11 protein-coding genes are annotated in these 14,098 nt (G+C 68.8%); 10 read left to right on the top strand and 1 reads right to left on the bottom strand.

Annotated elements, in window-relative coordinates; all coding sequences use genetic code 11:
- The first annotated feature begins 133 nt into the window (after window positions 1-133).
- From BKK80_RS12950 to BKK80_RS12910, 9 genes are all read left to right on the top strand, one after another.
- Window positions 134-928, top strand: a complete 795-nt coding sequence (locus BKK80_RS12950; protein WP_071070842.1) for an alpha/beta fold hydrolase — start codon at window positions 134-136, stop codon at window positions 926-928.
- 148 nt (window positions 929-1,076) lie between these two features.
- Entirely contained in the window at window positions 1,077-2,264 is a 1,188-nt protein-coding gene (locus BKK80_RS12945) for an ABC transporter substrate-binding protein (RefSeq protein ID WP_071013440.1), read from the top strand.
- 108 nt (window positions 2,265-2,372) lie between these two features.
- The gene (locus BKK80_RS12940) at window positions 2,373-3,239 is read left to right on the top strand and encodes a branched-chain amino acid ABC transporter permease (RefSeq protein ID WP_071013438.1); all 867 of its coding nucleotides are present in this window, start codon (window positions 2,373-2,375) and stop codon (window positions 3,237-3,239) included.
- A 96-nt stretch (window positions 3,240-3,335) separates the two neighbouring features.
- Window positions 3,336-4,391: a branched-chain amino acid ABC transporter permease gene (locus BKK80_RS12935; protein WP_084084794.1), complete on the top strand. Its 1,056-nt coding sequence runs from the start codon at window positions 3,336-3,338 to the stop codon at window positions 4,389-4,391.
- An 8-nt stretch (window positions 4,392-4,399) separates the two neighbouring features.
- Window positions 4,400-5,221: an ABC transporter ATP-binding protein gene (locus BKK80_RS12930; protein WP_236903675.1), complete on the top strand. Its 822-nt coding sequence runs from the start codon at window positions 4,400-4,402 to the stop codon at window positions 5,219-5,221.
- The gene (locus tag BKK80_RS12925; RefSeq protein WP_071013432.1) at window positions 5,218-5,943 is read left to right on the top strand and encodes an ABC transporter ATP-binding protein; all 726 of its coding nucleotides are present in this window, start codon (window positions 5,218-5,220) and stop codon (window positions 5,941-5,943) included. Before BKK80_RS12930 ends, BKK80_RS12925 begins: the two co-directional genes overlap by 4 nt.
- An 85-nt stretch (window positions 5,944-6,028) precedes the next feature.
- Window positions 6,029-6,979 carry an NUDIX hydrolase gene (locus BKK80_RS12920; RefSeq protein ID WP_071070840.1) on the top strand — a complete coding sequence of 317 codons (951 nt, stop codon included), beginning with the start codon at window positions 6,029-6,031 and terminating at the stop codon, window positions 6,977-6,979.
- Between the two features lie 266 nt (window positions 6,980-7,245).
- The gene (locus BKK80_RS12915; RefSeq protein ID WP_084545576.1) at window positions 7,246-8,316 is read left to right on the top strand and encodes a tripartite tricarboxylate transporter substrate binding protein; all 1,071 of its coding nucleotides are present in this window, start codon (window positions 7,246-7,248) and stop codon (window positions 8,314-8,316) included.
- 304 nt (window positions 8,317-8,620) lie between these two features.
- Window positions 8,621-10,519, top strand: a complete 1,899-nt coding sequence (locus tag BKK80_RS12910; protein ID WP_071013429.1) for a potassium transporter Kup — start codon at window positions 8,621-8,623, stop codon at window positions 10,517-10,519.
- 157 nt (window positions 10,520-10,676) lie between these two features.
- Here BKK80_RS12910 and BKK80_RS12905 read toward each other — a convergent pair whose 3' ends face one another.
- Window positions 10,677-13,034, bottom strand: coding sequence for a Tex family protein (locus tag BKK80_RS12905; protein WP_071013427.1), 2,358 nt, complete (start codon window positions 13,032-13,034; stop codon window positions 10,677-10,679).
- 205 nt (window positions 13,035-13,239) lie between these two features.
- Here BKK80_RS12905 and BKK80_RS12900 point away from each other — a divergent pair, with 205 nt between their 5' ends.
- Window positions 13,240-14,052, top strand: a complete 813-nt coding sequence (locus tag BKK80_RS12900) for a hypothetical protein (RefSeq protein WP_071013424.1) — start codon at window positions 13,240-13,242, stop codon at window positions 14,050-14,052.
- Window positions 14,053-14,098: the final 46 nt, after the last annotated feature.

The raw sequence follows: 14,098 nt of genomic DNA, 5'->3' as shown, positions 1-14,098 counted from the left end.
CGCCACCAAGGATGACCGAGTCATGCAGCCATGCGGAGTGCAACAGCAGCAACAGCAACAGCATCAGCAAGAACAGCAGCAAGAACAGCAGCAAGAACAGCAGCGAGAACAGCAGCAACCGCAGTGGGCGGAGATCCGCTTCGACGGGCGCCCCATCCGCATCGAGACGCAGTGGCTGCGGCCGGAGCGGGCCGGGCGGCCACTGCTGGTGTTCCTGCATGAAGGCCTGGGATCGGTCAGCCTGTGGCGCAACTATCCGCGCCGCCTTTGCGAGGCGGGCGACTTTCGCGGCCTGGTGATCTCGCGCTACGGTTACGGGCGCTCGACGCCGCGCCCGCACGAAGAGAAGTGGGGTGTCGATTTCATGCACCGGCAGGCACGAGAGGCGCTGCCGGCGCTGTTCGACGTGCTCGACATCGGCCCCGGGCGCGCACACGGCCGCCCGTGGTTGTTCGGACACAGCGACGGCGGCTCGATCGCACTGATCTACGCGGCCAGCTTCGCGCCGGCTGTGGAGGGCGTGGTGGTGGTGGCGCCGCACATCCTCGTCGAGGACCTGTCGGTGCGCAGCATCGAGCAGGCCAGGCGGGCCTATCTGGAAACCGACCTGCGCGACAAGCTGGCACGCCACCACGACGATGCCGACTCGGCGTTCTGGGGCTGGAACGATATCTGGCTGGATCCGGCATTCCGCGCCTGGGACCTCCGGCCGCTGCTGTCCGGGCTGCGATGCCCGGTGCTGGCCGTGCAGGGCGAGGACGACGAATACGGCACCATGGCGCAGATCGAGGGTATCCACCAGCACGCGTCGCAGACGGTCCTGCTTAAACTGCCGCGGTGCGGCCACTCGCCCCATCGTGACCAGCCCGAGCAGTTGACGGCAGCCGTATCCGCATATATAAACGCAGAAACTTCAAGCCTAAAATAATTTGCGCGCCAGTCCACCGGGGCGCTGGCCAGGCTGGCTCCGCCCGATCCGTTGCGATCGGCCGGGGCATGCCTCGTGGCCACGCACCGCCGGACAGGCGACGACGAAGTTCACCCGGAACGGCCGGGTATCAGGAGGAGACGGAACCATGCATCGCAATGCATTGCGCAGGCTCGCGCCTGCCTGCCTGGCCGCGGCTGCGGCCCTGGCCATCGGCGGGGGCGCCAGCGCCCAGACCGCCGCCGGCGGCAAGATCAAAGTCGGCTTCATGCTGCCCTATACCGGCACCTACGCCGCGCTCGGCAATGCCATCGAGAATGGCTTCAAGCTGTACGTGCAGGAGCAGGGCGGCAAGCTGGGCGGGCGCGAGATCGAATACTTCAAGGTCGACGACGAGTCGGACCCGGCCAAGGCTCCGGAAAACGCCGCCAAGCTGATCAAGCGCGACCAGGTCGACGTGGTGGTCGGCACCGTGCACTCCGGCGTGCAGATGGGCCTGGTCAAGGTGGCCAAGGAAAACAACACGCTGCTGATCATCCCCAATGCCGGGGTGGACGAGGCCACCGGCCCGCTGTGCGGCGCCAACATCTTCCGCTCCTCGTTTTCCAACTGGCAGCCCGGTTATGCGATGGGCCACGTGCTGGCCGAGCGCGGCCTGAAGAAGGTGGTCACGCTGACGTGGAAGTACGCGGCCGGCGAGCAGTCGGTCAAGGGCTTCAAGGAAGCCTTCGAGTCCAAGGGCGGCAAGGTCGTCAAGGAGATGAGCCTGCCGTTCCCCAACGTCGAGTTCCAGGCGCTGATCACCGAGGTGGCGGCCCTCAAGCCCGATGCGGTGTTCGTCTTCTTCGCCGGAGGCGGCGCCGTCAAGTTCGTCAAGGACTGGGCCGCGGCCGGGCTGAAGGACAAGATCCCGCTGTACGCTTCCGGCTTCCTGACCGACGGCACGCTCGAAGCACAGGGCGCCGCGGCCCAGGGCCTGGAGACCACGCTGCACTATGCGGATGGTCTCGGCAGCGCGCGCGACAAGACCTTCCGGCTGGCGTATGCCAAGACCTTCAAGCTGCAGCCCGACGTCTACGCCGTGCAGGGCTATGACGCCGCGCAGATGCTGTCGGCCGGCACCGGCGCGGTCAAGGGCGACATGAGCCGCAAGGCGGAACTCTACAAGGCCATCGAGGCCGCGCGCATCGACAGCCCGCGCGGCGCCTTCACCTTGTCGAAGGCGCACAACCCCGTGCAGGACTTCTACCTGCGCAAAGTGGACGGCCGCGAAAACAAGGTCAGCGGCGTGGCCGTCAAGTCCCTGGCCGACCCGGGGCGCGGCTGCCGGCTCTGAGCCGGCGGGTCTCGTCGCGGCCGCGCGGTGCGACACTGCGCGCGCATGGGCATCCGTGCGCGCGCGGGGCGCGGCCTTTTCCTTGAACCGGCTCCCGGGGTACGGCGCATGGACATCGTTTCCTTTCTCATCCAATGCCTGAACAGCGTGCAGTACGGCCTGCTGCTGTTCCTGGTGGCGAGCGGCCTGACGCTGATCTTCGGCATCATGGGCGTGATCAATCTCGCCCACGGCAGCTTCTACATGCTCGGCGCCTATCTGGCCTTCACGCTGGCCAGCCTGACCGGCAGCCTGTTCGTGGCCATCCCGCTGGGCATCGCACTGGCGGTGGCTTTCGGCTATGTACTGGAGTGGCTGTTCTTCAGCTATCTCTACGAACGCGACCACCTGCAGCAGGTGCTGATGACCTACGGCCTGATCCTGGTGTTCGAGGAATTGCGCAGCATCCTCGCCGGCGACGACGTGCATGGCGTACCGGTGCCAGCCATCCTCGACGGGGCGCTGCCGATCGGCAACGAGATGACCTACCCGGTCTACCGGCTCTTCATCTCGGCGGTGTGCCTGCTGGTCGCCGCGGCGATGTACCTGGTGATCCGCCGCACGCGGCTGGGCATGAGGATCCGTGCCGGTGCCAGCAACCGCGAAATGGTGCAGTCGCTGGGCATCAACATCACCTTGCTGTACCGCCTGGTGTTCGCGCTGGGCGTGGCGCTCGCGGTGCTGGCGGGCATGATCGCGGCGCCGGTTTCCTCGGTCTATCCGGGCATGGGCGCGCAGGTGCTGATCGTATGCTTCGTGGTGGTGGTGATCGGCGGCATCGGCTCGGTCAAGGGCGCCCTGGTGGCGGCGCTGCTGCTGGGCTTCGTCGATACCTTCGGCAAGGTCTTCTGGCAGGAGGCGGCCGGCGTGCTGATCTACCTGCTGATGGCGGTGATCCTGTTGTGGAAGCCCCAGGGCCTGTTCAAGGCGGGCTGAACATGGAGGGTTGTTCAAGGCGGGCTGGATAGATGGTGACGCGGGCGGATGGCTCGGGCGGCCGCAGGTGCGGCCGCGCAGCATGAGGAGGCGAGGATGTTGGCAGGAGCAATGAGGGAAGGGCGGGGCGAGCGTCCCGCCTGGCCGGCCGTGCTGGCGTGGCTGGTGGCGCTGGGTGCGCTGGCCTGGCTGCCGCCGCTGCTGGACGGCGATGCGGGCAAGTTCTACATCGAGCTGCTGAGCAAGGTGATGATCATGGCCATCTTCGCGCTGTCGCTGCAGCTGCTGATCGGCTATACGGGGCTGGTCAGCCTGGGCCATGCCGCCTACTTCGCCGCCGCCGCGTACGCCACGGCGATGCTGGCGCCGCAGTCCGGCCCGGGCAACGGCTGGCTGCTGATGGCTGCGGCGATGGCCGCCGCGGCCATGCTGGCGTTGCTCGTCGGCATGCTGGTGCTGCGCACGCGCGGCATCTACTTCATCATGGTCACGCTGGCCTTCGCCCAGATGGTCTATTTCGTCTTCCACGACACCAAGCTGGCCGGCGGCAGCGATGGCACCTATATCTACTTCCGGCCCGAATTCGGCCTGCCCGGCGGCCGGGTCTTGAATGTCGATGGGGCGGCCGCCTTCTATTGGCTGGTGCTCGCCGCGCTGGCGGCGACGGTGGCGATGCTGGCGCAATTGCTGCGCTCGCGTTTCGGCCACGCCCTGGTCGGCATCCGCCACAACGAGCAGCGCATGCGGGCGGCCGGCTATGCGAGCTACCGCTACCAGCTCGGCGCCTTCGTCGCCGGCGGCACGCTGGCCGGGCTGGCCGGCTACCTCTACGCCATCCAGTTCGGCTTCGTGAATCCGGAGATCGCCTCCTGGCACCAGTCTGGCAACGTCATGCTGATGGTCATCCTGGGCGGCGTAGGCAGCCTCGCCGGCGCGGTGCTGGGCGCCTTCTCCTTCGTGCTGCTGGCCGAGTGGTTCAGCGGCCTGACCCGGCACTGGCAGTTGCTGATGGGCGGCTTCATCATCCTGGCCGTGGCGTTGCTGCCGCGCGGGCTGGTCGGGCTGGGCGGCAGCCTCGGTCCGCGGCTGCGGCGGCGGTCGCCGCCGTCGCCGCAGCGCGGCGCCAGCCCTGGCGCGGGGGAGGCAGCATGAGCACGCCCATGAGCACGCCCGTGTTGCAGGCCGAAGGCTTGAGCCGCCGCTTCGGCGGCCTGCTGGCCGTATCCGCGGTGAACCTGTCGCTGGAACTGGGGCAGGTGCATGCGGTGATCGGTACCAATGGCGCCGGCAAGTCCACGTTGATCAATATGCTGTCGGGCGAGCTGGCGCCGTCGGGCGGGCGGCTGCGCCTGCAGGGGCAGGACGTCACCGGCTGGGCGCAGCCGCGCCTGGCGCGCCATGGCGTGGGCCGCAGCTACCAGCGCAACAATATCTTCCTGCCGCTGAGCGTGCGCGAGAACTGCCGGCTGGCCGCACAGGCGCGCGCGCAGCGGGCCTGGCGGCTATGGGAGGGCGCGCAGGGCTGCCGCCTCAGCCGCGCCCTGGCCGACGAGGCGCTCGAGCGTGCCGGTCTGTCCGGCGTGGCCGGGGTCGTGGCCAGTGCGCTGTCGCACGGGCAGAAGCGCCAGCTCGAAGTCGCGATGTGCCTGGCGACGCAGCCCCAGGTGCTGCTGCTCGATGAGCCGCTGGCGGGCATGGGGCCGGAGGAGTCGGCGCGCATGCTCGACTTGCTGCACGGCCTGCGCGACGGCCATGCCGTGCTGCTGGTGGAGCACGATATGGAGGCGGTATTCGCCGTGGCCGACCGTATCACGGTGATGGTCAATGGCACGGTGATCGCCTCGGACAGCCCCGCGGCGATCCGCGTCAATCGCGAAGTGCAACTCGCCTACCTGGGGGAGGACGATATGGCTGAGGGTGAGCACGGTGAGCACCGCGCAGGCGATGCCGGCGCCCAGAGCGAGCAGGAGCACGCGGCATGAAACCGACCTCCGGAGAGCCGATGCTGCGCGCTGCGGGCGTCGAGGCATGGTACGGCAGCAGCCACGTGCTGCGCGGCATCGATTTCCGCGTGGCGCGCGGCGAGACGGTCGGGCTGCTGGGCCGCAACGGCATGGGCAAGAGCACGCTGTTGCGCACGCTGCTGGGCCATGTGCGCCAGCGCCGCGGCGAGATCGTGGTGGCCGGGCGCGATGTCTCGCGCGCGCGGCCGCACGAAGTGGCCCGCCTGGGCGTGGCCTACGTGCCGGAAGGGCGGGGCGTATTCCCCAACCTGTCGGTGCGGGAAAACCTGATCATGGCGGCGGGCAAGGGCAGCAGCGGCCGTTTCGACTGGGACGAGGCGCGCGTGCTCGACCTGTTCCCGCGCCTCAAGGAGCGGCTCTCGAACGGCGGTCATGAGCTGTCCGGGGGCGAGCAGCAGATGCTGTCGATCGGCCGCGCGCTGATGACCAATCCCGAGTGCCTGGTCCTGGACGAGGCCACCGAAGGGCTGGCGCCGCGCATCGTGCGGGAGATCTGGCAGGTCATCGCCACCATCCGCGCGACCGGCATCGCCTGCGTGGTGGTCGACCGCAACTACCGCGCGGTGCTCGCGCATGCCGACCGCGCCGTCGTGCTGGAGAAGGGGCAGGTCGTGCTCGACGAGGCGGCGCCGGCGCTGGCCGCCGCGCCGGCACGGCTGGACCGCTATCTCGGCGTCTGAGGGCGCGGCCGCGGCATGCCGGAGCGGCCCGGCAGGAGTGGCTGCCGGGCGGCGAGCCTCTACAATGTGGCTTTTCTCCGACGCCATGCCATCCGCCGACTCCCGTTCTCCCGTGCCCTCCGCCGATGCGGTCGCGGCCGAGCTGGTCGCCGTGCTGGTCGCAGTCAGCCAGGGCCAGCCCCGCGTGCTGACGCGCGACGGTGCCCACGCCTTGCCGGCCGGTCCGTTCGAATCCTCGCACCGTTCGCTGCAGGCCGGGCTGCGCGCCTGGGTGGAGACGCAGACCCATCATCCGCTGGGCTACGTCGAGCAGCTCTATACCTTTGCGGATCGCGACCGCGCCAACCAGCAGGGCCAGCGTGTCATCTCGGTGAGCTATCTCGGCCTCACGCGCGAGTCGGCCGAAGCCGGCGAGGAGGGCATCGGCTGGCAGGATTGGTACCGGTATTTCCCATGGGAAGACTGGCGCGAGGGCTCCCCTCCCGTGGTGGCCGGGCGGATCCTGCCCGCGCTGCACCGCTGGTCGGCGCTGGCAGACGACGCGGCCACCCGGCGCCGCCGCCGGCAGCGCATCGATTTCACCTTCGGGGCCGACGAGGCCTCCTGGAACGAGGAGATGGTGCTGCAGCGCTACGAACTGCTGTTCGAGGCCGGACTGGTGCCCGAGGCCGCGCAGCGTAGCGCCGGGCAGGGGAGCGAGCTGGTGCCCGGCGATGCGATGCTGCACGATCACCGCCGCATCCTGGCCACCGCCATGGCACGCCTGCGCGCCAAGATCCGCTACCGCCCGGTGGTGTTCGAACTGATGCCGCCGACCTTCACGCTGCTGCAGTTGCAGCAGGCCTTCGAGGCGGTGGCGGGCCGCAGCCTGCACAAGCAGAATTTCCGCCGCTTCATCGAGCAGCAGGCGCTGGTGGAAGAGACCGGCCAACTGACGCAGGGTTCGGCCGGCCGGCCGGCCAAGCTGTTCCAGTTCCGCGGCGACGTGCTGCTGGAACGGGCCATCGCCGGTAGCAAGCTGCCGCTGGCCCGCTAGCGTTCCGGGCCGATGGATTCCTGTGACGCGGGGCAACCGTCCCCGCACGGCATGGCCGCCTGGCCTGCGCGCCCGGGCCGCCCGCCGGTGGGAAAACCCGGGCTTGACGTGAATTATGCTCATTGCTAGCATAATTATCGTGATGCTCTCCGACGGGGACCGCTGGCGGGAGGCCGCCAACATGCCGTGCTATGCAGGCAGGGCGACGTGCCTCAGGCGAAGCGGCGTGTTATTCGTCTTGTTCGTTTACCCAGATAATGCTCAGTATGAGTATAAGTAAGCTGCGATTCCCGGCCAGCAGTACTCCTGCCCGCTCGCCGGCGCGCGGCGTTCTCGTGGCAGCGGGCGCCATTGTCGTGGCGCTGGCGGCGGCACCGTCTGTGGCGGCACCGCGCGCAGGCGCCGCGCCCTATCCCGGCCGTCCGATCGAGCTGGTCGTCACCTTTCCGCCGGGCGGCGGCACCGACCTGCTGGCGCGCAAGCTCGCCGCACGGCTGGAAGGGGAGCTGGGGCAGCCGGTGGTGGTGGAGAACCGCGCCGGCGCCAGCGGCAACATCGGCGCACAACTGGTGGCCCATGCCAGGCCCGACGGCTACACCTTGCTGATGGTCAACAGCAGCTATGCCATCAATCCCGCCGTCTACCGCAAGCTCGGCTTTTCGCCACAGTCTGACCTGCGCGGCGTGATCAATGTGGCCTACGTGCCGTCGGTGCTGGTGACGACGGTGTCGTCGCCCTGGCTGAGCCTGCGCCAGGCCCTCGACGCGCGCGCGGTGCGGCGCGTGGGGCTCGGTGCCACCGGCCCGGGCGCCACGGCGACGCCGGCCTACGCATCCTGCGGCAACGGCACGCCGCAGCAGCTGGCCGGCGGGATGCTGATGCGCCGCACCGGGGCGGACTGGCTGCACGTGCCGTATCGAGGCTGCGGTCCCGCCCTGCAGGCGGTGCTGGCCGGCAACGTGCCGCTGGGCATCGTCACCGCATCCAGCGCGCTGCCGTTCATCCAGGCCGGCACGCTGCGCGCACTCGCGGTGACCTCGCCGCAGCGCTCGCCGTTGCTGCCCGGGGTGCCGACGGTGGCGGAGCAGGGCCTGCCGGGGTATGCGCTCAACCAGTGGCACGGCGTGCTGGCTCCGGCGGCGACGCCGCCGGCCATCGTGCGCCGCCTCAACAGCGCCATCGCCGCAGTGATGCGGCGGCCTGAAATGGCTGCCGAACTGCAGGCCCTGGGCTATGACGTCACCACCAGCACCCCGCAGGAGTTCCAGGCCGTGATCGAGCGCGATATCGCGCGCTTCGGCGAGCTGGCCAGGCAGATGGACCTGCACGTCGACTGAGTGCAGGGCCGTCGAGCCCGTCGAGTATGGCTTGGTGCACTTTGTGTGGCGGACGTGCAACGCCACACGCTGCGCGCACGGATCGGCCGCCGGCGCCCGGGGGGTTGACCGTATGCCGCTTCCCTCGCATGCTTGCCAAACCGGATGGCGCAGCCAGTATCTCCCGCAGTGGCCGTAGTCCGGCTCTTCCACTAGAATGGCGCGCGTTTGTGCAATGCAATAGCGAACCGGAGCCGAGCCGCATCCGGCCTCTGGCCTTCCGTCCTGTCCGGGGCGGTCGAGCCGGCCAAGCTGACCCCAATCCATGACCCAATCCGCAACCAGCCACTATTACGTCGAAAGCCCGAGCACGCGTGCCCTGGTGATCGGCGCAATCGGCGTCGTCTTCGGCGATATCGGCACCAGCCCCCTCTACTCGCTCAAGGAGTGCTTCAGCGCGGAGCACGGCATCCCCTTCAGCGAGGCGGCCGTGCTCGGCATCATCTCGATGCTGTTCTGGGCGATGATCATCGTGGTCTCGCTCAAATACGTGCTGTTCGTGATGCGCGCGGACAACGACGGCGAAGGCGGCGTGCTGGCCCTGATGGCGCTCGCGCTGCGCACGGCCGCGCCACGCTCGCGCCGGGCCAAGATGCTGATGATGTTCGGCATCTTCGGCGCCTGCATGTTCTACGGCGACGCGGTGATCACGCCGGCCATCTCCGTGATGTCAGCGGTGGAAGGGCTGGAGATCGCGGCGCCGGGGCTGTCGCATTTCGTCATCCCCATCACCCTGGTGATCCTGTGTGCGCTGTTCCTGATCCAGCGCAGCGGCACCGCGACGGTCGGCAAACTGTTCGGCCCGGTGATGGTGGTGTGGTTCCTCGCACTCGGTGCGCTGGGCCTGCTGCACCTGATGCACGCGCCGGGCATCCTGATGGCGCTCAGTCCGCACCACGCGATCAGCTTCCTGATGGAGCACTCGCTGCAGGCCTTCGTGGTGCTGGGCTCGGTCTTCCTGGTGCTGACCGGGGCCGAGGCGCTCTACGCCGACATGGGCCACTTCGGCGCCCGCCCGATCCGCTACGGCTGGTTCGTGCTGGTCATGCCCTGCCTGATGCTGAACTACTTCGGCCAGGGCGCGATGCTGCTGCAGAACCCCAAGGCGATCGAGAACCCCTTCTACCTGATGGTGCCGGACATGCTGCAGCTGCCTATGGTGCTGCTGGCCACGCTGGCCACGGTGATCGCCTCGCAGGCGGTCATCTCCGGCGCCTTCTCGCTGACCAGCCAGGCCATCCAGCTCGGCTTCGTGCCGCGCATGCGCATCCGCTATACCTCGGACGCGGAGATCGGCCAGATCTACCTGCCGGTGATCAACTGGATCCTGCTGGTGCTGGTGATCGCCGTGGTGGTCGCCTTCAAGAAATCGGACAACCTGGCCGCGGCCTACGGCATCGCCGTGACCACCACCATGGTCATCACTACCTTCCTCGCCGTGGTGGTGATGCGCAATGTCTGGAAGTGGAACCCGGTGCTGGTCATGCTGATCGGCCTCGGTTTCCTGATGGTGGATCTTGCCTTCTTCTCTGCCAACCTGCTGAAGGTGGCCGAGGGCGGCTGGTTCCCGCTGCTGCTGGGCGGCCTGGCCTTCTTCCTGCTGATGACCTGGTACAGCGGCCGCAAGCTGCTGCGCGCGCGCAGCCTGGAGGACGGCATCCCGCTCGAACCGTTCATCGCCGGCCTGCTGGCGCACCCGCCGCACCGCGTCGAAGGCACCGCCGTGTTCCTGACCGGCAATTCGGACTATGTGCCGGTCTCGCTGCTGCACAACCTGAAGCACAACCGCGTGCTGCACGAGCGCGTGGTCTTCCTGACTTTCGTGACGCGTGACATCCCCTACGTCGATGATGACCGCCGCCTGGCGTGCAAGGACCTCGGCGGTGGCATCTACATCCTGCGCTCCGAATACGGCTTCAAGGAGACGCCCGATGTGCAGAAGGTGCTGGACCTGGCGCAGCGCAAGCTGGGCATGGCCTTCGAGCTGATGGAGACTTCCTTCTTCATCGCGCGCGAATCGGTGATCCCGTCCAAGCTGCCGGGTATGTCGATGTGGCGCGAGAGCCTGTTCGCCTGGATGCACCAGAACGGCGCCAAGCCGTCGGACTTCTTCTCGATCCCGGCCAACCGGGTCGTGGAACTGGGCACCAAGGTCGAGATCTGAGCGGCCGGCTGGCCGCTGCACCCAGGAAAAAGCCCCCGCATGCGCGAGCATGCGGGGGCTTTTTCCTGCCTTGCCGGGCGCCAGCGGGCAGCGCGTGCGGCCGGCGGCTGGCTACCGCCTATCGCCTGCCGCCTGCCGCCGCGCCGGTGCCGGGTCTTCAGCGCTTGAGCTTGGCGAAAGCCGCTGCCATCGCGCCCGCCGGCTCCGCTTCGCGGCGTCCACCGCCGAAGCCCTTGCCGCCGCTGCGCTGGCCGCCGCGCTCGCTGCCGCGATCGCCGCCGCCGGCCGGACGTGAACTCTGGCCGGGCTCATCGTCCAGCCGCATCGACAGGCCGATGCGGTTGCGCTTGACGTCGACTTCCATCACCTTGACCTTGACGATCTGCCCGGCCTTGACGACCTCGTGCGCATCCTTGACGAACTTGGAGGAGAGCGCGGAGATGTGGACCAGGCCATCCTGGTGCACGCCGATGTCGACGAAGGCACCGAAGGCGGCCACGTTGGTCACCACGCCTTCCAGCACCATGCCGGGCTGCAGGTCCTTGATCTCCTCGACGCCTTCCTGGAAGGTGGCGGTCTTGAACTCGGGGCGGGGATCGCGGCCGGGCTTCTCCATCTCGGCCAGGATGTCGCGCACCGTCGGCAGGCCGAAGGTGTCGTCGGTGAACTGGGCCGGCGACAGGCCGCGCAGGGCTTCACGGTTGCCCAGCACGGCGGAGAGGTCCTTCTTGATATGGTCGAGGATGCGCTTGACCACCGGATAGGCTTCCGGGTGGACCGAGGAGCGGTCGAGCGGGTTGTCGCCGTTGTTGATGCGGAGGAAGCCCGCGGCCTGCTCGAAGGTCTTGTCGCCCAGGCGCGGCACCGCCTTCAGTGCCTCTCGGTTGGCGAAGGCGCCGTTGGCGTCGCGGTAGTCGACGATATTGCGCGCCAGCACCGTATTCAGGCCCGAGACGCGCGCCAGCAGCGGCGCCGAAGCGGTGTTGACATCCACGCCCACGGCGTTCACGCAGTCCTCGACCACGGCGTCCAGTGCGCGCGCCAGTTCGCGCTGGTTGACGTCGTGCTGGTACTGGCCCACGCCGATCGACTTGGGATCGATCTTGACCAGCTCCGCCAGCGGATCCTGCAGGCGGCGCGCGATCGACACCGCGCCACGCAGCGAGACGTCGAGCTCGGGGAATTCCTTGGCCGCCAGTTCAGAGGCCGAGTAGACCGAGGCGCCGGCCTCGCTGACCACGATCTTGGTCAGCTTCAGCTCGGGAGCCTGGCGCATCAGGTCCTGCACCAGCTTGTCGGTCTCGCGGCTGGCGGTGCCGTTGCCGATCGAGACCAGGGCCACGCCATGCTGCTTGGCCAGCCGCGCCAGGGTGGCGAGCGAGCCGTTCCAGTCGCGGCGCGGCTCGTGCGGGTAGATGGTGGCGGTCTCGAGCAGCTTGCCGGTGGTATCGACCACGGCTACCTTGCAACCGGTGCGGATGCCGGGGTCGACGCCCATCACGGCCTTGTGGCCGGCCGGCGCCGCCAGCAGCAATTCGTGCAGGTTGCGGCCGAACACCTTGATGGCTTCGCCCTCGGCGGTCTCGCGCAGCTGGGTCAGCAGCTCGGTCTCGATGTGCGGCTGCACCTTGACGCGCCAGCACCAGCGGCACACGTCGCCCAGCCATTTGTCGGCGGGGCGGTTCTGGTTCTGGATGCCGAAGTGGCGCGCAATCATGCCTTCGCAGGGGTGGGGCACCAGCGTGTCCTGCTCTTCGCCCAGGCCCAGCTTGACCATCAGCACGCCGGCGTTGCGGCCCCGGAACAAGGCCAGGGCGCGGTGCGACGGCACGTTGCGGATAGGCTCGCTGTAAGCATAGTAGTCGCGGAACTTCTCTTCCTCCGCGCCTTCCTTGCCTTCCATCACGGTCGAGCTGACCACGCCCTGGTTCCACAGGTGGTCGCGCAGCTTGCCGAGCAGTTCGGCGGTTTCACCGAACTGCTCGGAGAGGATGTCGCGCGCGCCGTCCAGCGCGGCTTTCACGTCGGGCACGCCGCCGTCGGCAGTGGGGTTGCCGTTGACGTACTTGGCGGCCTCGGCCTGCGGCTCGAGCGTGGGATCGGCCAGCAGGGCCTGCGCCAGCGGCTCCAGGCCGCATTCGCGCGCGATCTGGGCGCGCGTGCGGCGCTTGGGCTTGTAGGGCAGGTAGAGGTCTTCCAGCGCCTGCTTGGTCTGGGCGCCTTCGATGGCGGTGCGCAGGACGTCGGTCAGCTTGCCTTGTTCTTCGATCGAAGCCAGGATGGCCAGGCGGCGCTCTTCCATCTCGCGCAGGTAGAGCAGGCGTTCTTCCAGCGTGCGCAGTTGCGTGTCGTCCAGGTTGCCCGTGACTTCCTTGCGGTAGCGGGCGATGAAGGGCACGGTGGCGCCTTCGTCCAGCAGCGCGACGGCCGCCGCCACCTGGCGGGGTTGCACCGAGAGTTCGGCCGCGATCAGCGACTCGATCTTTTGTGAAACGTGGGCGGGCAGGTTGGGCATCCGGAATACAGGAAAACAGTCAGTCGAAAGCGGGGCATTTTGCCACAAGCCCGCGGCGCCGCCAGCATCGGCCGCCGGGCGCGCCGGCAGCCGGGCCGGCGTGCCCGCCGTGTGCCGTGCGCGGCCAGGCGGCAGCGCCCGGCGGCGGCGCCGCAGGCACGCGGGCGGGCGCCGGCGCGGGCCGCCCGGATGCTAGAATCGCACCATGATCGACAAGCCACACCAGGCCACCATGCAGGCCAAGCATCCAGGCGTGCCACGCTCGCGCGCGGGCGCCCCCGCAGCTCCAGTCGCCGGCGCTGCCGTGCGCGCACCGCGCCGGCCCGGCGCGCTGCTGATGGCGGCCTGCCTGGCCGCCGTGCTTGGCGCAGCGGTGGGTGGCGGCCGGGCGCATGCCCAGGCCCCGGTGCCGGCGGCCGAAGCCGCGCCGCGCGACTTCGACGCCGAACGCAAGGCGATCGATGATTCGCGTGCCTGGACCAACTACCGCTACGCCAAGGCCGAGCACGATTGCTATGCGACGTTCTTCGTCAACCACTGCGTCGACAAGGCCAAGGACGTGCAGCGCGAGGAACTGGAGGTGCTGCGCAAGCGCGAGCTCGAGGTCAGCGCCGCCGAGCGCGCCTACAAGGCCGTGCAGCGCGACCAGCGCCAGGCGCTGCAGCGCGCGCAGGACGAAGCGGAGCGACCGCAGCGGGAGGCCAACGAGAAGGCCAGCCGCGAGGCATTCGGCAAGAAGCAGCAGGAGCAGCAGCTGCGCGATGCCGAGCGCCAGGGCCAGGCCCCGCAACGTGCGGCCAATGCCCAGGCCTACGACAAGAAGCAGGCGGATTTCGATGCGCGCCTGAAGGAAGCGCAGCAGCATGCCGCCGAAGACGCGCGCAAGCGTGCCGAGAACGTCAAGGACTACGAAGCCAAGCAGCGCGATGCCGCACAGCGGCAGCGCGAGCTGGACGAGCGCCGCGCCAAGGCCAAGGAGCAGGGTTCGGCTTCGTCGCCGCGTCCTTTCGGCTTCTGAGTGGCCAGCGCCCGGCAACGTGGACCGTGGAGGAGGGAGGTGCGAC

Source organism: Cupriavidus malaysiensis, assembly GCF_001854325.1.
Classification (GTDB): Bacteria; Pseudomonadota; Gammaproteobacteria; order Burkholderiales; family Burkholderiaceae; genus Cupriavidus; species Cupriavidus malaysiensis.
Note: the sequence above shows the minus strand (reverse complement) of the source record. Positions and strands in the feature narration are given on the sequence as shown.

Bases quoted from the DNA above. Each gene is read 5' to 3' on its own strand.
- BKK80_RS12905 (WP_071013427.1), bottom strand. From the start codon at position 13,034: ATGCCCAACCTGCCCGCCCACGTTTCACAAAAGATCGAGTCGCTGATC.
- BKK80_RS12900 (WP_071013424.1), top strand. From the start codon at position 13,240: ATGATCGACAAGCCACACCAGGCCACCATGCAGGCCAAGCATCCAGGC.
- BKK80_RS12920 (WP_071070840.1), top strand. From the start codon at position 6,029: ATGCCATCCGCCGACTCCCGTTCTCCCGTGCCCTCCGCCGATGCGGTC.
- BKK80_RS12910 (WP_071013429.1), top strand. From the start codon at position 8,621: ATGACCCAATCCGCAACCAGCCACTATTACGTCGAAAGCCCGAGCACG.
- BKK80_RS12930 (WP_236903675.1), top strand. From the start codon at position 4,400: ATGAGCACGCCCGTGTTGCAGGCCGAAGGCTTGAGCCGCCGCTTCGGC.
- BKK80_RS12945 (WP_071013440.1), top strand. From the start codon at position 1,077: ATGCATCGCAATGCATTGCGCAGGCTCGCGCCTGCCTGCCTGGCCGCG.
- BKK80_RS12925 (WP_071013432.1), top strand. From the start codon at position 5,218: ATGAAACCGACCTCCGGAGAGCCGATGCTGCGCGCTGCGGGCGTCGAG.
- BKK80_RS12940 (WP_071013438.1), top strand. From the start codon at position 2,373: ATGGACATCGTTTCCTTTCTCATCCAATGCCTGAACAGCGTGCAGTAC.
- BKK80_RS12915 (WP_084545576.1), top strand. From the start codon at position 7,246: ATGAGTATAAGTAAGCTGCGATTCCCGGCCAGCAGTACTCCTGCCCGC.
- BKK80_RS12935 (WP_084084794.1), top strand. From the start codon at position 3,336: ATGTTGGCAGGAGCAATGAGGGAAGGGCGGGGCGAGCGTCCCGCCTGG.